General features: G+C 61.4%; 16 protein-coding genes. 4 read left to right on the forward strand and 12 right to left on the reverse strand.

Annotated features, from left to right (window positions below; genetic code table 11):
* Positions 1–14 precede the first annotated feature (14 nt).
* The 3 genes from cheY1 to AC13QY_RS15915 form a co-directional block, all read right to left on the reverse strand.
* Positions 15–380: a chemotaxis response regulator CheY1 gene (gene cheY1, locus AC13QY_RS15905; protein ID WP_004128526.1), complete on the reverse strand. Its 366-nt coding sequence runs from the start codon at positions 378–380 to the stop codon at positions 15–17.
* Entirely contained in the window at positions 377–673 is a 297-nt protein-coding gene (locus AC13QY_RS15910) for an STAS domain-containing protein (protein ID WP_113351215.1), read from the reverse strand. Before AC13QY_RS15910 ends, cheY1 begins: the two co-directional genes overlap by 4 nt.
* Before the next feature lie 62 nt (positions 674–735).
* Positions 736–2382 (reverse strand): globin-coupled sensor protein, encoded by a 1647-nt coding sequence (locus AC13QY_RS15915; RefSeq protein ID WP_113351216.1) that lies wholly within the window; start codon positions 2380–2382, stop codon positions 736–738.
* Positions 2383–3102: 720 nt separating this feature from the next.
* On the opposite strand from AC13QY_RS15915, the gene AC13QY_RS15920 reads away from it, so the two are divergent.
* From AC13QY_RS15920 to secD, 3 genes are all read left to right on the forward strand, one after another.
* Positions 3103–4623, forward strand: coding sequence for a glycosyltransferase family 39 protein (locus AC13QY_RS15920; protein WP_113351217.1), 1521 nt, complete (start codon positions 3103–3105; stop codon positions 4621–4623).
* Between the two features lie 137 nt (positions 4624–4760).
* Positions 4761–5180 (forward strand): hypothetical protein, encoded by a 420-nt coding sequence (locus AC13QY_RS15925; RefSeq protein WP_113332065.1) that lies wholly within the window; start codon positions 4761–4763, stop codon positions 5178–5180.
* 92 nt (positions 5181–5272) lie between these two features.
* Positions 5273–7828, forward strand: coding sequence for a protein translocase subunit SecD (secD, locus tag AC13QY_RS15930; RefSeq protein WP_113351218.1), 2556 nt, complete (start codon positions 5273–5275; stop codon positions 7826–7828).
* A 48-nt stretch (positions 7829–7876) separates the two neighbouring features.
* On the opposite strand, the gene AC13QY_RS15935 is transcribed toward secD, so the two are convergent.
* A complete protein-coding gene (locus AC13QY_RS15935; protein ID WP_113332063.1) occupies positions 7877–8752 on the reverse strand; it encodes an SMP-30/gluconolactonase/LRE family protein in 876 nt (291 codons plus the stop codon).
* Positions 8753–9024: 272 nt separating this feature from the next.
* On the opposite strand from AC13QY_RS15935, the gene AC13QY_RS15940 reads away from it, so the two are divergent.
* Positions 9025–11091: an ATP-dependent helicase gene (locus AC13QY_RS15940; protein ID WP_113351219.1), complete on the forward strand. Its 2067-nt coding sequence runs from the start codon at positions 9025–9027 to the stop codon at positions 11089–11091.
* A 238-nt stretch (positions 11092–11329) separates the two neighbouring features.
* On the opposite strand, the gene mmsB is transcribed toward AC13QY_RS15940, so the two are convergent.
* The 8 genes from mmsB to AC13QY_RS15980 form a co-directional block, all read right to left on the reverse strand.
* On the reverse strand, positions 11330–12211 hold the full coding sequence (gene mmsB, locus AC13QY_RS15945) for a 3-hydroxyisobutyrate dehydrogenase (RefSeq protein ID WP_113351220.1): 882 nt from the start codon (positions 12209–12211) through the stop codon (positions 11330–11332).
* 22 nt (positions 12212–12233) lie between these two features.
* Positions 12234–13292 (reverse strand): enoyl-CoA hydratase/isomerase family protein, encoded by a 1059-nt coding sequence (locus AC13QY_RS15950; RefSeq protein ID WP_113351221.1) that lies wholly within the window; start codon positions 13290–13292, stop codon positions 12234–12236.
* A 39-nt stretch (positions 13293–13331) separates the two neighbouring features.
* The gene (locus AC13QY_RS15955) at positions 13332–14927 is read right to left on the reverse strand and encodes a GMC family oxidoreductase (RefSeq protein ID WP_113351222.1); all 1596 of its coding nucleotides are present in this window, start codon (positions 14925–14927) and stop codon (positions 13332–13334) included.
* A 163-nt stretch (positions 14928–15090) separates the two neighbouring features.
* Complete coding sequence (locus AC13QY_RS15960; protein ID WP_113351223.1) at positions 15091–16074, reverse strand: branched-chain amino acid ABC transporter permease; 984 nt, start codon at positions 16072–16074, stop codon at positions 15091–15093.
* A gap of 1 nt (position 16075) precedes the next feature.
* A complete protein-coding gene (locus tag AC13QY_RS15965; RefSeq protein WP_113351224.1) occupies positions 16076–16963 on the reverse strand; it encodes a branched-chain amino acid ABC transporter permease in 888 nt (295 codons plus the stop codon).
* A 2-nt stretch (positions 16964–16965) separates the two neighbouring features.
* Positions 16966–17667 (reverse strand): ABC transporter ATP-binding protein, encoded by a 702-nt coding sequence (locus tag AC13QY_RS15970; RefSeq protein WP_112724523.1) that lies wholly within the window; start codon positions 17665–17667, stop codon positions 16966–16968.
* A gap of 2 nt (positions 17668–17669) precedes the next feature.
* Positions 17670–18452 carry an ABC transporter ATP-binding protein gene (locus AC13QY_RS15975; protein ID WP_113351225.1) on the reverse strand — a complete coding sequence of 261 codons (783 nt, stop codon included), beginning with the start codon at positions 18450–18452 and terminating at the stop codon, positions 17670–17672.
* A 15-nt stretch (positions 18453–18467) separates the two neighbouring features.
* On the reverse strand, positions 18468–19673 hold the full coding sequence (locus tag AC13QY_RS15980; protein ID WP_113351226.1) for an ABC transporter substrate-binding protein: 1206 nt from the start codon (positions 19671–19673) through the stop codon (positions 18468–18470).
* Between the last annotated feature and the right edge of the window lie 62 nt (positions 19674–19735).

Below are 19735 nucleotides of genomic sequence, written 5' to 3' on the forward strand. Positions count from 1 at the left end.
GGGGCGGATCCTGTTTAGGCGGTTACGCGCTCGATGGCATCGATCAGCTTGGCGGGATCGAACGGCTTGACGATCCAGCCGGTCGCGCCGGCCTGGCGGGCACGGTTCTTCTTTTCCGCATCACTTTCGGTCGTCAGAACGAGGATCGGAACGGCGCGGTATCTGTCGTTGCGGCGAACGCCCTCGATGAAGCCGAAGCCGTCGAGCCGCGGCATGTTGATATCCGTGACGATGACGTCGGGATTGGCTTCTTCCAGGATTTCCAGGCCCTCGACACCGTCTTCGGCCTGAATGGTCTCGAAACCCGCATTGTTGAGGGTCACGAGAAGCATGTTTCGAATGGTCCGTGAATCATCTACGGTCAGCACTTTTTTCTTCATCGCCGGATCTCCTTGGCAAGCAGATGGGAGATATCCACCCCGATCACCTGCATCGTTTTTTGAAATGCATCCGACACCTTGGAGAAGGTGAAGGAGAGCTTGTCCTCATCCCAGGTCTTGGCGGCGGCCATGATGACCTGCACGCACAAGGTCCCGATCCTTTCGACGCCGGACGCATCGATCGCGACATTGCTGCCGCGCAACCCCATCAACGTGCCGCGAAGGGCGGAGGCCTCGTTGAGGTCCAGCACCGCGGCCAGACTGATTGTCTTTTCGCCTTTCCTGCTCGGCATCGCGTCATTCCCCGTTGTCTGAAATCAGGCCCGTCGGCCCGCATATGCATGAAACTGAAAGATCAATAGGCATTGCGATCGCCTCCCGCTGCGGTCCTGCGAAGCGGGAAGCCGAAATCGGCCATCTCCTCGTCATTCTGCGCAGCGCCGAATTCCTCGCGGGCGGGGAGCTGTCGCTGCTGCGCGGCTCTGACCGGCACGCCAGCGACGGCATGCCGCCGCTCGCGCTCGATGCGGAACTCGCGGATGGTTCGGCCGAGCTCGACGACGACGGTATGCAGGTGATCGGCATCTTGCTCGGAGCGGCTGGCATTGCTGCCGGCGGCGGCCGCCCGCTCGCTGTGGCCGCCGATATCCGATGTCAGCGCCTGAAGGCCGGCGACCTGTTCGTCGCTCGCAGCCGCAATTCCGGAAATGGCTTCGTTGATATCCGTCACCTGGCGCACAATGCTGCCGATCGCGTCCTGGGTGCGGCCGACCATCTGGACGCCCGCATCTACCTGCGCCTTTGTTCCCGTCACCAGCACCTTGATCTCGCGGGCCGCATCGGCGGAACGCTGGGCAAGCGCGCGAACTTCCTGCGCGACGACGGCAAAGCCGCGGCCACTGTCGCCGGCGCGGGCTGCCTCGATGCCAGCATTGAGTGCGAGAAGATTGGTCTGGAAGGCAATCTCATCGATGACGCCGATGATCTGGCCGATCTTTTCGGCTGACGTTTCGATATCGGCCATAGCGGAGATCGCCTGCCCGACGATCCTTCCGCTGTCTTCCGCCGCGATGCGGGTCGATGCCGTCACGCGCTCGGCAGAACGGGTGTTGACCGCATTGCCGCGCACCTGATCGGCTAGCTCTGCAAGCTGCTTTGCGGAGGCCGCAAGTCCTCGCGACTGTTCGGACGATTTTTCAGCCAAGGATTTCGCGGAGCGGGAAATGGCGCCGCTCGTCGCTTCAGCCGCCTCCACACCACCGGACAGGGCCGAAAACTGCTGCTGAATGTCCTCCAGCGCCGCATTCAAAGCTTCCGCGACCTCGGCATAGGCTTCAGGACAATCCATTGGCACCCGGGTCGTCAGATCGCGATCGGCAAGGCCATTGGCAAGCTCGGTAATAAAAGCCGCAGCCTCGGCGCGATCGGTAGCCCGCTGTTCGGCCAGTGCCCGCTGGTGACCGAGCCGCAATTCGTTGAACCGCAACGAGACAGCAATTTCGACATCGACCATCACCAGGCGCACGACCGATGTCACGAGTTCGCCCAATTCACGGGCGCGACGCTTGGCTCCGGGCAGGATGGCTCGGCTGCCCATGTCTTCGAGAAGGCCGGCAAGAAGATGCTCCAGCACGACCCCATGGCCCGCAACGTGCCAGCGTGGATCGAGCCCCATCTTGCTTTCGCTGTCGGACAGAACCTTGACGCGCTCGGCATAGAGGCTGTCGAAACGCGCATCCGTCAGCACGTCCCAGTGCGACGACTGCAAATCCTGGAGCCGTTCGAGCTGGCTTTCACTGGTGAAATTGCGCGCGGCGTCCGGATAGGCCTGAAAACGGTGGAAAAGATCGCGCAGGCCGGCTTTCAGATGCGCTTCGAGCATTGGCCGGTGACGGCGCAAGGTTTCGCATTGCCCGGCATCGAGACCAGCAAAACGCAAACGGTCGCGAAGGCTGCCAGCCTGCGCCCTGCGTGCCTGATCTGACGGCGAATCCTGCGCCAAAGTCGTCCCTGCCGAACTGCCGCGCATTCAAGCGCCGGCGAAACCGCTGATGATCCGCGCCAGGCGCAATGAGGAGGCGAGGAAAGGCAGCCGTAGCCGTCGATCATGTGATCGAGGCACCGAAGCTCGCTCGTTCATCAAAGTCTATTGCGGACCTGTTTGATGACATGGATACCGGATCGGACCCGGTACGACGGGGCGGCTTCATGCCTGCTGAGAACGAGTCACAATTTTCCCATTCCGACGTTCAGGCTCAATATTTATGGTTAATTCCTTGCCCGAAGGTTAATGACGGAAGAAGGCATGTCTCCTACTGATCTATACTAAATTAGCGATTACTTTCAGATATAGTTTGTCGCCGTGGAAGAACATCGATCGCAAGTCACGAGCAAGCTTCATCCCTTACTACCCAAGGGATAGACAGTTCCGATGTCGCTACGGAGAGAGCAATGATTGTTCTTGGTTTGACCGCCTCGCTGATGGCCAGCTTGACGCTTGCGGCCTTCGTGCTTCTGTCCCGCATCGAAGAGGCGCGCGGCAAAGCTACCCCTCGCATTCTCTAGGCAAGCTTTAACGGACATCTGATATCCGAAATCGGACATATGGCACTTCGCGGCCACACGATGCGAGCGCTGTAGTTCCCGCGGATGGCAGGAGCTAGCTTTGGCCTCAATAGTTCCGTATTAAGCCTCACGATCAGGCACCGAGACTCATCCTTTAATGCTCGACACGACCCATTCCCGAACAAATGCCCAGAAACTTTCGCTGGGCCTCGCCCTTGCGATCATCTTCGGAGTAACGCTCTGGCGCGTGCTCATGTTGCTCCTCAACAGGACGGACCTCTTCGTCGATGAGGCACAATATTGGTTCTGGGGCCAGAATCTGGATTTCGGCTATTATTCCAAGCCGCCGATGATTGCCTGGGTCATCCGCTTCTTCAATACGATCTCCGGCTCGGATTCGACCTTCTGGATCCGCATATCGGCGCCGCTCTTCCATCTTGCCACCGCCCTGATGCTGATGTGCACGACGCGGCGGCTGATCGACGACGAGACCGGACGCGAGATCGCGCCATGGGTCGGCGTCATCTTCATCACGCTGCCGGCTGCCTCGCTTTCCGCCGTGCTGGTATCGACGGACACGATCCAGATCCTGTTCGTGACCATCGCCATCTGGGCTTTTATCGGCCTGACCAGGCGTTCCTCGGTGCTGGAAGCTGTCATCCTCGGTGCCAGCCTCGGCATCGCCTTCCTGACGAAATATTCGGTGCTCTTCCTTCTACCCGGGGTCGGCATTGCCATGCTGACGATGCGTTCGGCGCGTATCGCGTGGCGAGACGTTGCCATTGCCGCCATTATCGGGGCCATCGTCGTTTCCCCCAATCTCTGGTGGAATCTCACCCATGATGCGACGACCATAAAGCACACCGAAAACATCGCCCAATGGAGCAAGAGCGGCGGCGGCAACACCCTGCTGAAGCACATACTCAACGAGCTCAGCTTCTTCGGTGCCCAGTTCGGCGTCGTCGGCCCGGTCGTCTTCTACGCGCTTTTGTGGGCGACGTGGCGATTGATCCGCGGGCAGAGCGACGACCGGGAAAAGCTGCTTTTCTGGCTTTCGGTGCCTGTCGTGGCGCTGATCACGCTGCAGGCCCTACTCGCCAAGGCCTATGCCAACTGGGCCGTCTCGGCCTATGCCGCAGGCACCATTCTCGCCGTCTGGCTGCTCTATCGCCTGACAAAAAAGGGGCTGAGCACCTCGCTGATCATAGGCGCCGTTGTCGCCTTCGTGATCCCGATGCTGACGGTGTTTGCCTATGACATCAGGCTGCCGAACGGCGATCTCGTCATGAAGCGCTATGTCGGCCGCAGCGTCATCAGTGAAGAAATCGCCAATATCGCCACGGAGGCGAAACTGACTGAAATCGTTGCCCAGGACCGCGATATCCTCGCCGATCTCTACTACACGCTGAAAGGCAAGCCGTTCCACATCTATGCCCGCCACTTCGGCGGCTTCCCCGCGAATTATTACGAGCAGGATTTCTCCCTGCCGGTCAGCGTGACCGGTCCGGTCTTGTTCGTCGACAACGATCCGATCGATTGCCCGGAAGGCCAGGCCGAACTCATCAAGAGCTGGTCGCCACCCTATGGCGAGATGAAGGGCAAGACGCTTTATGCCTATCGCGTCCCGGCATCCTGCCTGGCGCCTAAATCGTCGGCAGCGGGTGCGACGGAAAATTAAGAAATCGAGCCGGGACTGTTGACCGGCTCGTGCAACTGCATCATGACAGGCCGCACTAGGAAGACGCTAAGCGTCCTGTTATCATGACCGAACCGCTGGAGTTCGCTCCGGCAAAGGAATGAAGGCATTTTGGACCGTTGAGCCCGCTCGAATTCGGCGCCGCCGACAGCGAAGATAGAGACGACAGGACGCACCGCGCCGGAGCGCGCGTGATCGCCTCGCTGTTCGTCGCATTCTTCGCCTATATCGGATTGGCGCTTGGCGGTGGCATCAACCTTGCCGCGCGCGCCGATGCGGACGCGCTCTCCTCGGGCAAAGACACCCAGCCTCTCTATCTATCACTGCGTGACCCGGTCCGCGGAATCGTCGTTGCCGATCGGCTGGTGACGCCGAAGGCTACATGGCACGATATAGGGCCTGCAACGCTTGCTGCCCTCCCTACCCTCGGATATCCGGCAACCTCGTGGCAATCGTACCGCCCGGATGATGCCACACGGTTCGAATCCCTGGCGTTTCGCGCCTATCTCGCACGTGCGCCTCCAGGCGCGCTCGCCTAAGCGTTTGGCGCAGACGCGCTGAATTTCCGACACGACCTCAAGTCCGCCTGCGGCCAGACCGTCGGCATAAGCCTATTTTCAAGGATAATACCATGCGTACCTCACCATGGCTCGTGGCACTCTATACGGTGATCATCGTCATTGGCTTTCTGATCGCACTGCCGAACGCGCTGCCGCCGTCGGTTCTCAGCAAGATCCCATCCTGGCTGCCTCATAGCCAGGTTTCGCTCGGCCTCGACCTTCGCGGCGGCTCCTATCTCGTTCTCGAAGTCGACGAGAAGGACCTGACGAACGGCCGGCTGCAATCGCTGCAGCAGGACGCGCGCCGCGTGCTGCGCGACAAGAACATCCAGACCCGCTCGATCGTCCGCAATGGCGACCAGATCGTCGTGACGCTCAGCGACGCCTCGCAGAGCAGCGATGCCGTGACGCAGCTGCAGACGCTGGCCAATACGATCACGTCGGGCCTCTCGGCCGGCCAGTCCGATCTCAACATCAAGCCGAATGGCGCGACGATCGCGATGTCCTTCTCGCCGGCCGGTATTTCGGCCAACGTCGATTCCGCCGTTCAGCAGAGCCTTGAAGTCATCCGCAAGCGCGTCGACCAGGTGGGCGTCGCCGAGCCAACCATTCAGCGCGTCGGTCCGAACCGCGTTCTCGTCCAGCTTCCCGGCGCACAGGATCCGTCGCACTTGCGCGAGCTTCTCGGCTCGACCGCGAAGATGTCCTTCCACCTGCTGGCCGATAACGTCGACCCGAACAATCCCGGCCCCGGCGTCACCATCATGAAGGACGAGCAGGGCAACAGCTATCCGGTTCTCGACCGCATCGAACTGTCCGGCGACCGCCTGACGGATGCCCGCGTCAGCTTCGATCCGAACACGCACGAGCCGCTCGTCACCTTCCGCTTCGACAGCGCCGGCGCCAACCGGTTTGCCGAAATCACCCGCGAAAATGTCGGCAAGCCCTTCGCCATCGTCCTCGACAACAAGGTTCTGAGTGCGCCTAATATCCGCGAGCCGATCACGGGCGGCTCGGGCCAGATCTCCGGCAACTTCACCGCAGACAGCGCCACCACGCTTGCAGCCTTGCTGCGCGCCGGTGCCCTGCCGGCCAAGCTCACCGTCATCGAGGAGCGCACCGTCGGCGCCGACCTTGGTAGCGACGCGATCCAGAAGGGCATCTATAGCGGCCTGGTCGGCTTCGTTCTGGTTGCCGCCTTCATCTTCGTGCTCTATGGCGCCTGGGGGATTCTGGCGAATGTTGCCCTGCTCATCCACACAGTCCTGACCTTCTCGGCCCTGACGCTTGTCGGCGCCACGCTGACGCTGCCCGGCATCGCCGGCGTCGTCCTTGGTATCGGCCTCGCGGTTGATGCCAACGTTCTTATCAACGAGCGCATCCGCGAAGAGACCCGCAAGGGCCGCGGCGCCTTCGCCGCCATCGATAACGGCTTCAAGAAGGCTTATTCGACGATCATCGACGGCAACATGACGGCGCTGATTGCCGCCGCCATCCTGTTCTACTTTGGCTCCGGTCCGGTTCGCGGCTTTGCCGTGACCATGGGTCTCGGCCTCATCATCTCGATGTTCACCTCCGTCGCCTTCGTGCGTGTTGTGATGATCGCCATCACCCGTCGTCGCAAGCTGAAGGTGATCAACATCAGGCCGCTGATCCCCTTCAGCCCCTATGACAAGCACATCCAGTTCATGAAGGCCCGATTCTTCGGCGTCACCGTCTCGGCGATCCTGTCGCTCGCCTCGGTGGTCCTGTTCATCCATCCGGGCCTCAACTACGGCGTTGATTTCCGCGGCGGTATCCAGATGTCGGTCAAGACCAAGGACGCGGCCGATCTGGCGACGTTCCGCGAGGGTCTGAACACGCTCGGCCTCGGCGAAATCGCACTGCAGTCCTTCGGCGACAATAACAGCCTCCTTGTCCGCGCCCAGCGCCAGGACGGCGGCGAAGAGGCGCAGACGGCGGCAGTGACCAAGCTTAAAGCCGAAATCGTCAAGATCGACCCGAGCGCGACCATCGAAGGCACCGATGTCATCGGTCCGAAGGTTTCGGGCGAGCTTGCCTGGGCCGGCATCCTGTCGGTCGTGATCGCCAGCCTGGCGATGCTGTTCTACATCTGGTATCGCTTCGAATGGCCGTTCGCGGTCGGCGCCATCGTGACGCTGGTGCTCGACGTCACCAAGGCGATCGGCTTCTTCGCGATCACCGGCCTCGATTTCAACCTGACAGCCATCGCCGCGATCCTGACGCTTGTGGGATATTCGGTGAACGACAAGGTCGTGGTCTATGACCGCATGCGTGAAAACATGCGGCTTTACAAGTCGATGCCGCTGCGCGACATCATCGACAAATCGATCAACGAGACCCTGGCGCGAAGCCTCTATACCAACGCCACCGCCTTCCTGGCGCTGGTGCCGATGGCAATCTGGGGCGGCAGCGCCGTCTCCAGCTTCGCGATCCCGATGGTGTTCGGCATCCTCGTTGCCGGCGCCTCGTCGGTTTTCATCGCGGCACCGATCCTGCTGTTCCTCGGCGACTGGCGCCGCCGTCATGCCAAGCCGGTTGCCAATGATACGGCATCGACAGACGGCAAATCCGGTAAGGACAACAAGCAGATTCCTGCGGCATAATAAATGAAAAGAGGACATGCCCGGCTTCCGGGCATGTCCTCCACCGCCCTACGAAATCGGCGGCATATGCAAAGGCAAGCCCGGACGCGGCGCCGTAATCTTTTCCACGACACCGTTTTCCTGTTCGCTGACGAGCAGATGTTTGCCGTCGACGGTAAAAGCAATATTAGCTGGGCGCGCGCCGTCCGTGCGGATATGACCGGCCATTTTTCCCTCGGCGTCCACCATGGAAATTTCACCCAGGCCGTACATGGCGCAGTAAAGCATGCCACTGCGATCAAAGGCGAGGCCGGCCGGCCCGCGCAGCGCGTTCACGGCGGGCGACGTCATCGACTGGACAAACATTTCCTGCCTGCCGCCAACGACCTGCCGATAGATTTTTCCAGTCAGTGTTTCACTATAATAGAGCAATCCATCGGCATCGAAGGCAATGCCGCTCGCAAAGAGCAGACCGGCTGCGAGGACACGGATGACCCGTCCCTCAGCCGGATCGATCTGATAGACGCAGCCATTGTAAGCCGCCTTGAAGAAATCGGGATGGATGTGGCCGCCTTCGAGAAGATTGGCAAGACGGATGCCAGAATCAGTCATGTAAAGCAGGCCGTCGGGTCCGAAAGCGAGTGCATTCGGATGCAGAAAGGGACCATCCGCGCTACCCTCGATGACTTGCAGGACGCGGCCTTGCGCCGATAATCTGACAAGAGAATTCTCCGGGCCGTTGGCTACCCAGAAACATCCGTCGCCATCGACCGCAATCCCCATCGGCCGGCCGCCGACCCGGCAAAGTTCCTGCGGTACGCCGCTTGTGTCGAAAAGTTTCAGACAGCGGCGACTGGCATCCATTTCCACGACCGCCAGGCGGCCGTCCGGCAAAGCCACGAGGCCGCTAGGCAGACGCAGCCCGGTGGCAATCGTTTCGTTCATGTTTTGAAACCTTCATTCTACGCATTACGAAGCCCCAAAAACTCAAAATGCTGCGCCGGAATGATACATAAGCACGAAGAAGATCCTTTTCGAGCCGGACGAGTGCAAATCCGGATAAGATTCTTGCGCCGGAGGTCACATCCGCGTGCAGGCCCTGTTCATCTTGACAGGCTTTGGCGATTCGGAACATCCATAGAACGTCCCTATATTTCGCGCTTGCGATTCGCCGCATGCCGCGCTCCGCCTGCTGCCGGAGGTACTCAGGAGAGTTGATGACCGCCGCCTATCTGGAAAAGCTGAACCCGGAGCAACGGCTGGCGGTGGAACATGGCACGAGCGGTGACGGCCATATTGCCGGCCCGCTGCTCGTCATCGCCGGAGCCGGCTCCGGCAAGACGAATACGCTTGCCCATCGCGTCGCGCATCTAATCGTTAGAGGTGCGGACCCGCGTCGCATCCTGCTGATGACCTTTTCGCGCCGCGCTGCCGCCGAGATGGGCCGTCGCGTCGAGCGGATCTGCCGCGAGGTGCTGGGGGCCAATGCCGGTATCACCGCCGACGCGCTGGCATGGAGCGGCACGTTCCACGGCATCGGCGCACGTCTGCTCAGGGACTATGCCGAGCAGATCGGCATCGATCCGGCCTTCACGATCCACGACCGGGAAGATAGCGCCGACCTGATGAATCTTGCGCGCCATGATCTCGGCTTCTCGAAGACGGAGAACCGCTTCCCGACGAAGGCGACATGCCTTGCGATCTATTCACGCTCCGTCAATGCGGAAGCGCCGCTCGACGGCGTGCTGCGGGATTACTTCCCGTGGTGCGCCATGTGGGAGCAGCAGCTGCGTGATCTCTTCGCCTCTTATGTCGAGGCGAAACAGGCGCAGAACGTGCTCGATTACGACGACTTGCTGCTCTATTGGGCGCATATGCTGCAAGAGCCGCTGATCGCCGAGGATATCGGCAGCCGCTTCGACCATGTGCTTGTCGACGAATATCAGGACACCAATCGGCTGCAGTCCTCCATTCTGCTGGCTCTCAAGCCCGATGGCCGCGGACTGACCGTCGTCGGTGACGATGCGCAGTCGATCTATTCCTTCCGCGCCGCGACCGTGCGCAACATTCTCGACTTCCCGAAAGCCTTCACACCCTCGGCCGATATCGTGACGCTCGACCGCAACTACCGTTCGACGCAGCCGATCCTTGCTGCCGCCAACGCTGTAATCGATCTCGCCTCGGAGCGCTTCACCAAGAACCTGCGCACCGAACGGCAAAGCACGGAACGGCCGCGGCTAGTGACGGTGCGCGACGAGGCCGATCAGGCGCGCTACATCGCCGATCAGATACTGGAAAATCGTGAGGGCGGCGTAAGGCTGAAGCAACAGGCAGTGCTATTCCGCACCTCCAGCCATAGCGGCCCGCTGGAAGTGGAACTCACCCGGCGCAACATTCCCTTCGTCAAGTTCGGTGGGCTGAAGTTCCTCGATAGCGCTCATGTCAAGGATATGCTGGCGGCGCTTCGCTTCGCCCAGAACCCGCGCGATCGCGTCGCCGGCTTCCGCCTGATGCAGCTCCTGCCCGGCGTCGGCCCCTCCACGGCGCAGCGCGTGCTCGACCAGATCGGCGAAGAGGCAAGCCCGATTACCGCACTCACCGAACTGCCGCCACCGCCGCGCACGGGCGACGACTGGACCGCCTTTGTCGAGACGATGCGGGAGGTCAAAAGCGGCAAGGCCGGCTGGCCGGGGGAAATCGGCCTGGTTCGCCAATGGTACGAGCCGCATCTGGAACGCGCGCATGAGGATGCCGCGACCCGCCAGGCGGATCTCGTCCAGCTCGAACAGATCGCCGCGGGCTACGGCTCGCGCGAGCGCTTCCTCACGGAATTGACGCTTGATCCGCCTGACGCCACCAGCGATCAGGCCGGCGTGCCGCTGCTGGACGAGGACTACCTGATCCTGTCGACTATCCATTCCGCCAAGGGCCAGGAATGGACGAAGGTCTTCATCCTCAACGCCGTCGACGGCTGCATCCCCGCCGATCTCGCGGTCGGATCATCGGCCGAGATCGAGGAGGAACGGCGGCTGCTCTACGTCGCGATGACGCGGGCGAAGGACAATCTCGACCTCGTCATTCCGCAGCGCTTCTTCGTGCACGGCCAGCATGCGCAGGGCGACAAGCATGTCTTTGCCTCGCGCACCCGCTTCATTCCCGCGACCTTGCTGCAGTTCTTCGAGGTTTGCGGCTGGCCGCAGGCACGGGCCGAAAGTGCTGCCGCGATCCGGGCGCGGGAGGTACGCGTCGATGTGGGCGCGCGGATGCGGGGCATGTGGCGGTGAATTTGGCGGTTGTGAGCAGCAGGTCAGGCATGTTTTGTGATGCCGCCTCTTTGTGCGTGGCCCCTCACCCCAGCCCTCTCCCCGCAAGCGGGGCGTGGGGACGACCTCGCCAAGCAGTAGGCGTCTCTTCAAGGTGAAGCCGCTTGGGGCACCAATCCCCCTCTCCCCGCCTGCGGGGAGAGGGCTGGGGTGAGGGGCAATCCGAGATTTCAACTCACTCGATTGTCGCGAGTCATCTTTACTTCGCCTCGCGAAACATCTCGATGATCGCCGAAAAATCGCGACCGCCATTGCCAAGCTTTTCGAAGAGCGCATAAAGCTGCGCCGCCTCCGCGCCCAGGGGTGTCGATGCGCCACTGGAGAGCGCCGCCTCCTGCGACAAGCGCAGGTCCTTCAGCATCAAGGCTGCTGCGAAGCCGGGCTTATAATCATGATTGGCGGGCGACGTCGGCACAGGACCGGGCACCGGGCAATAAGTATTGATCGACCAGCACTGACCAGAGGAAGTCGAGGCGACATCGAAGAGAGCCTGATGAGAGAGGCCGAGCTTTTCGCCAAGCACGAAGGCCTCGCAGACGCCGATCATCGAGATACCGAGGATCATGTTGTTGCAGATCTTCGCCGCCTGGCCGGCGCCGGCATCGCCGCAATGGACGATCTTCTTGCCCATCACCTCGAGCAACGGCTTGGCGGCAGCAAAGCTCTCCGTCGAGCCGCCCGCCATGAAAGTCAGCGTTCCCGCTGCGGCGCCGCCTGTGCCGCCGGAAACGGGCGCATCTAGCGAGAGGCAACCAGCATCACCGGCCATCGCATGCGCCTTGCGGGCGCTATCGACATCGATGGTGGAGCTGTCGATCAACAGCGTCCCCTTGGGCACGGAGCGCAGCACGTCGGTCCAGACGGTGAGGACATGCTGGCCCTTCGGCAGCATGGTCACGACCACCTCTGCATCCGCCAGGGCTTCGGTGAGCACGCTGGCAGGCTTTACCCCCGATGCTTCGGCTGCCTTCAGCACATCATGCGAAAGGTCGAATCCTGTGACGGCGTGGCTGGCCTTGACGAGATTGGCGGCCATCGGCCCCCCCATATTGCCGAGGCCGATGAAGGCGATCCGTGTCATGATGTTTTCCTCCCATGATCGGTTATTTTGCGAAAAGCGGTGGCTGCGCCGGTATGAAGAAGCGGTCGATGGCATCCGTCGTCACTTCGGAGAGGCTCGCCGGCGACCATTTCGGATTGCGGTCCTTGTCGATGACGGCAGCACGCACGCCTTCGTAGAAATCGTGATTATACAATATGCCCTTGCAGGCACCGAGTTCACGATTGAGGCATTCGCCAAGATCGGCGCTCGTTCGCCCTGCCCTGAGAAGCCGCAAGGTCAGCTTCAGGCTGGTCGGCGAGCGGCTGGCGATGACGCCGGCAGCTTCAGCGGCAAACTCTCCGGGCTCACCGGCCAAGGCCTTCAGAATCTCCTCCACCGTGTTTGCCGAAAACGCCCGGTCGATCACATCCCGATTTGCGGCAAGCCGGCTTTCGCTGGCGTCTACCGCCATCGTCCGGATCAGCGCATGCACGTCTGCTGCCGTGGCCGAGGTAGACAATGCCGCAATCGCATCGACCAGAGCCGGCAGTTGCGACGATGCCACACAGTAATCGGCAAAGCCGGCATGGATGACATCGGCGGCGCCGATGGTCAGGCCTGTCAGGCCCATCCAGGTGCCTGCTTCCCCCGGCGCCTGCGGCAGCAGCCAGGTGGCGCCGACATCCGGGAAATAGCCGATGCCGGTTTCGGGCATGGCGAGGCGCGTACGCTCGGTGACCACGCGATGGCTACCATGCGCCGAAAGTCCGACGCCGCCGCCCATGGTGATGCCATCCATCAGCACCACATAAGGCTTGGGATAGCGCGAGATGGCGTGGTTGAGCAGGAATTCCTCGCGCCAGAAGGTTTCCGCTTCATCGGAGCCGTCCTTGCCGCTCTGATGCAGCAGGCGGATATCGCCGCCGGCGCAGAAGCCGCGCTCCCCTTCGCCCAAAACGATGATGCTCGCAATCGCCGGATCGGCGGCGAAATCCGCCAATGCCGGAGCGATGACCCGCACCATCGGCAATGTCAGGCTATTCAGCGCCTTCGGCCGGTTGAGCCTGATGATCCCGGCCGACCCGCGCCGTTCGATGATGACTTCGTCCGTGCTATCCATGCAAATCTCCTGTCCCTGCTGCCATCGATCCTCAGGGATTCATCTGTTGTCGGCAAGGATCATCTCGGCTGCCTTCTCGGCGATCATGATGGTTGGTGAATTGGTATTGCCCGATGTGATCGACGGCATGACGGAAGCGTCGGCGATGCGCAGCCTTGCCAATGCCCTGAGCCGCAGCCGCGGATCAACCACGCTTTGCGCGTCGCCGCCCATGCGGCATGTACCGACCGGATGGAAAATAGTCGTGCCGATATCGCCGGCGGCGCGCTCTAGGTCCGCATCGGTCTCGTAGGTCGGCCCGGGCTTGAACTCCTCCGGTCTGAATCGGGCAAAGGAAGGCTGCGCTACAATCCGCCGCGTCAGACGAATGGAGCGCACGGCGATCTCCCGGTCACGTGCCGCCGAAAGATAATTCGGGCTGATGGCCGGCTGCAGGGCGAAATCGGGGCTGCGCACATGCACCGAGCCGCGGCTTTCAGGTCGCAGATTGCAGACGCTGGCGGTGATGGCTGGAAAAGGGTGGACAGGATCGCCGAATTTGTCGAGCGAGACCGGCTGCACATGATATTGCAGATCCGGCGTTTCCTTGTCCGGCCCGGAGCGCGTGAAGATGCCGAGCTGGCTTGGCGCCATTGCCATAGGGCCTGAACGGCGAACCAGATATTCGAGGCCGATCGCAGCCTTGCCGATCAGCTTGGTCGCCTTCTCGTTCAACGTGGGCACGCCGGTCACCTTATAGGCAAGGCGCAGCTGCAGATGATCCTGCAGGTTCTCGCCGACGGACCGGACCTCGCGGACGACGTCGATACCGGCTTTGCTCAGCACCTCGCCGTTGCCGATGCCTGACAGCTCAAGAATGTGCGGCGATCCGATGGAACCGGCCGATAGTACCGTCTCCTTGTTCGCATAGGCGCGCTTTGCTACGCCATCATGCTGGAACTCGACGCCGGTCACGGCATCGCCCTCGACGATCAGGCGGCGGACCTGCGCCTTGGTATAGACGGTGAGATTGCCGCGCTTCATGGCCGGCCGCAGGAAGGCTTTCGTCGTGTTCCAGCGGATGCCGGAGCGCTGGTTGACGTCGAAATAACCGGAGCCTTCGTTGTTGCCGCGATTGAAATCCGCCGTCTCGGGGATACCGGCCTCCTTGGCCGCGGCCTGGAAGGCGTCGAGCACGGCCCAGCGCACGCGGGCCTTCTCGACCCGCCATTCGCCGCCGGCGCCATGCATCTCATCCTTGCCGCGATAATGATCCTCGGACTTGATGAAATAGGGCAATACGTCGTCCCAACCCCAGCCGGCGCAGCCGAGTTGGCGCCAGAGATCGTAGTCGCGCGACTGGCCGCGCATGTAGATCATGCCGTTGATGGAGGAGCAGCCGCCGAGCACCTTGCCACGCGGATAGTTCAGCGATCGACCGTTGAGACCTGCTTCGGGTGACGTGGTGAAACACCAGTCGGTGCGGGGATTGTTGATGCAATAGAGATAGCCAACCGGGATATGGATCCAGTGGTAATTGTCATTGCCGCCGGCTTCCAGTAGCAGCACCCTGTTGTTGCGATCGGCCGAAAGCCGGTTGGCCAGCACGCATCCGGCACTGCCGGCGCCGATGATGATGTAGTCAAAGCTGTCCATTGGTATGCCCCCTCACCCTAACCCTCTCCCCGAGGGGAGAGGGGACTATTTCGGCATTTGCCTCGGCCCCGTATCCGATCATCGTCAAAGACCGTTCCCCCTCTCCCCTCGGGGAGAGGGCTGGGGTGAGGGGGTGCACAACAAGTACGCATAGGTTTGATCATTACCGCCGATATTCAAACCCCAGCTTCCGTCCCAGCCGCGAGGCATAGAATTCGCCGATAACCCCGCGGCGGAAGAGCAAGACGCAGACCATGAAGACGATGCCGGTGATGATGGTGACGGGGAATTCCGAGGTAGCGAGATAGTTTTCCAGCGTCGCCACGAACCCCGCGCCAAAAATCGGGCCGATCAGCGTGCCGATGCCGCCAAGCAAGGTCATCAGGATGACTTCGCCGGACATCTGCCAGGCGACGTCCGTCAGCGTCGCAAACTGGAAGACCAGTGCCTTGACCGCTCCGGCCAGCCCCGCAAGTGCCGCCGACATGACGAAGGCGCCGAGCTTATAATGCGCGACGGAATAGCCAAGCGAAATCGCCCGCTGCTCGTTCTCGCGGATCGATTTCAGGATCATGCCGAAGGGCGAATTGATGAAACGCCAGATGATCAGCACGCCGATCAGGAAGATCGCGAGGACGAAATAATACATGTTGAAGGAGTTGTTGAGATCGAGGACGCCTAGGAGGTAGCCGCGCGGCACCGACTGAATGCCATCCTCGCCATGGGTAAATGCCGCCTGCAGGCAGAAGAAATAGAACATGTAGGAGAGCGCCAGCGTGATCATGGCGAAATAGATGCCCTGCCTGCGGATGGCGACGAAGCCCATGACGAGGCCGAGCAGCGACGCGCCGGCGACGCCGATCAGGATGCCGAGTTCGGGCGGAAGCCCCCACTCCTTCACCGCATGGGCCGTGAAATAAGCGGCCCCGCCGAAGAAGGTGGCGTGACCGAAGGAGAGCAGGCCGGCATAGCCAAGCAGCAGATTGAAGGCGCAGGCAAACAGCGCAAAGCAGAGCACCTTCATGACGAAGATCGGGTAGATGAAGAACGGCGCCCAGATCAGGCCAACGAGGCCGAGGATCAGCAACAGCTTCTGCACCGAAAGCTTCGGACGCTCCTTGGAACTCAAGCTGATCAATCCAGCCATATCACGCCTCCCGACCGAAGAGACCCGCGGGCCTCAGAAGCAGCACGATTGCCATGATGACAAAGATGACGATGTTGGAAGCTTCCGGATAGAAGACCTTGGTGAGGCCTTCGGCAATCCCAAGCATATAGCCTGTCACGATCGCCCCCATGATCGAGCCCATGCCGCCGACGACCACGACGGCGAAGACGATGATGATCATGTTCGACCCCATCAGCGGCGAAACCTGATAGATCGGTGCTGCGAGCACCCCGGCGAAGGCGGCAAGCGCGACGCCGAAGCCGTAGGTCAGCGTCAGGAGCACCGGCACGTTAACGCCGAAAACCTGGACGAGCGTGGAATTCTCGGTCGCGGCGCGCAGATAGGCGCCAAGCTTGGTCTTTTCGATCAGCAGCCAAGTGCCGATGCAGACGACCAGCGAGGCAATGACCACCCAGCCGCGATAGACGGGCAGGAACATGAAGCCGATATTTCTTGCGCCCGCCAGCTCCGTCGGTACGGCATAGGGTTGGCCGGAGGAGCCGTAGAGATAGCGGAAGGTTCCTTCTATGGTCAGGGCCATGCCGAAGGTGAAGAGCAGGCCATAGAGCGGGTCGACCCTGTAGAGCCTGCGCAGGCAGAACCTTTCCACCAGCGCGCCAAACAGGCCGACGGTCAGCGGTGCCAAAACGAGGGCCGGCCAATAGCCGATGCCGGCATAGGAAAGCAGCAGATAGGCGGTGAAGGCCCCGAGCATATAGAGCGCGCCATGGGCGAAATTGATGACCCTGAGCATGCCGAAGATGATCGCGAGACCAAGGCTCAGCAACGCATAGAAGGAGCCATTGATCAGCCCGATCAGCAATTGACCGAGAAGAGCCTGGGCGGGGATGCCGAATATCGTCGTCATGCTCAGACCCCCAGAACCTTGTGCAGCATATCCATGCGCTCGGAGAGCTCGCCGACCGGGAATTCCGAGATCATCTGGCCGTGATCCATCACATAGAAGCGATCGGCGATGCGGCTGGCAAAGCGGAAATTCTGCTCGACGAGCAAGATGGTCATGCCACGGCCTTTCAGCTTCTGCAGGACTTCGCCGATGCGCTGAACGATGACCGGGGCAAGGCCCTCGGTCGGTTCGTCAAGCAGCAGCATACGGACGCCGGTGCGCAGGATGCGGGCCATGGCGAGCATCTGCTGCTCGCCGCCAGAAAGCCTTGTGCCGACGCTGTTGCGCCGCTCATGCAGATTTGGAAACAGCTCGAAGATCTCGTCGAGCGTCATGCCGCCTGCCGCCACGACCGGCGGCAGCATCAGGTTTTCATAGACGCTGAGCGTGGAAAAGATGCCGCGCTCTTCCGGCACGAAACCGATACCCTGATGTGCCGTCTTGTGCAGCGGCACCTGCATCATGTCCTTGCCGGCAAAGGTAATCCTGCCCTTGCGGGCGCGGACGATGCCGACGATGGTGCGCAATGTCGTCGTCTTGCCGACGCCGTTGCGGCCGAGGATGGTGACGGTTTCCCCCTCGCCCACACGCATGTCGACGCCATGCAGGATGTGACTTTCACCATACCAGGCATTGAGGCCCTGAACGTCCAGAAGCGGCGCCATCGTCAAGCCTCCTCCGTGCCCATATAGGCTTCGCGGACGCGCGGGTCTTTGCTGACCGTCGCATAATCGCCCTGGGCCAGGATTTCGCCGCGCTGCAGCACGGTGACATGATGGCAGATATCGGCAACGACCGAGAGATTGTGCTCCACCATGAGCACAGCCCTGTCGCGCGCCACATCTCGGATGATGGCGGAAACGGTGTTTACGTCCTCCAGCCCCATGCCGGCCATCGGCTCGTCGAGCAGCAGCACCTTCGGATCGAGCGCGAGCGTCGTTGCGATCTCCAGTACGCGCTTGCGGCCATAGGAAAGATCGGCTGCTACAGCATCACGCTCCTTCGACAGACCGACAGAGGCGATGAGCTGTTCGGCGCGGGCATTGAGGCTGTCGAGAGCGGATAGCGGCCGCCAGAACTGGTGGGCAAGATTGTTCGGCCGCTGCAAGGCGACGCGAACATTGTCCAGCACCGTCAAATGCGGGAAGACGGCGGAAATCTGGAAGGAGCGCACGAGACCCATGCGCGCGACCTTGTCGGGTCTTGTCTTGGTAATATCGGTGCCGAGCAGCGTGATCGTGCCGTGCGTCGGCTGCAGGAATTTGGTGAGCAGATTGAACACCGTCGTCTTGCCGGCGCCGTTCGGGCCGATCAGAGCGTGGACCTGGGCATGATGCACGTCGAGATCGACATTCTTGACGGCGGTGAAACCACCGAAATCGCGGCGCAGTCCCCGGGCGGACAAGACCACCCGGGGCTCTTCATGCGGATGTGTCGCTGACATCGCCATGGGCTGTTCCGAGCCCTATTGCTTGACGAGGTCGCAGCCGCTCTTGGCCGGATCGATATAGGCGTCCTTGCCGGGGATCGTCGCCAGCACGTTGAAGTAATCCCACGGCTCCTTGCTGTCTTCCGGCTTCTTGACCTGAAGCAGATACATGTCGTGGATCATGCGGCCATTGGCGCCGACCGTGCCGCCGCGGCCGAAGAAATCATCAACCGGCATTTCATGCAGCTGCTTGGCAACGGCGTCGGTATCATCCGTGCCGGCCTTCTGCACGGCCTTCAGATATTGCATCACGGCGGAATAGGTGCCGGCATGGATCATGTTCGGCATCTTGCCGGTGCGGGCAAAGAAGCGCTTGCCGAATTCGCGGCTCTTGTCGTCGAGGTTCCAGTAGTAGCCTTCGGTCAGCGTCAGGCCTTGCGCCGCCTGCAGCCCGAGGCCGTGCACTTCGGCGAGCGTGAAGAGCAGTGCCGCCAGATGCTGGCCGCCCTGGGTGATGCCGAATTCCGAGGCCTGCTTGATGGCATTCGAGGTGTCGAGGCCGGCATTGGCAAGGCCGATGACCTTGGCGCCAGAGGACTGCGCCTGCAGCAGGAAGGAAGAGAAATCATTGGTCGACAGCGGATGGCGGACGGAGCCGAGCACCTTACCACCGCTTGCCTTGACGAAATCGCTGGTCTGCTGCTCAAGCGAGTAGCCGAAAGCGTAGTCCGCGGTCAGGAAGAACCATGTGTCGCCGCCCTGCTTGACGAGCGCGCCGCCGGTACCGACGGCCAGGGCATGCGTGTCATAGGCCCAGTGGAAGCCATAGGGCGAGCATTGCTTGCCGGTGAGATCGGTGGTCGCGGCGCCGGTGACGATATCGATCTTCTTCTTTTCCTTGGCGACCGCCTGCACGGCGAGCGCGACCGAAGAGGTCGTTAGCTCCATGATGGCATCGACCTTGTCCTGGTCGTACCATTGGCGGGCGATGTTGGAGGCGATATCGGGCTTGTTCTGGTGGTCGGCATCGACGATCTCGATCGGCACACCTAGAACCTTGCCGCCGAAATCCTCGGCGGCCATCTTGGCGGCCGCTACCGACGACTTGCCGCCGAAATCCGCATAGACTCCGGACTGATCGTTCAGAATGCCGATCTTGACGACACCATCGGACGGGCCGGCGGCGAAAGCCGCGGTGCCGGCAAGCAGAAATGCAAGGGACGCAATAAGACTCTTTCGCATATCCTCTCCTCCCAGAGATTTGGCAAAAACGAATCTGTTCAAAATTGGCCAGCCGCTTTCCT

It is taken from the genome of Martinezella sp. CNPSo 3795, from assembly GCF_057784475.1.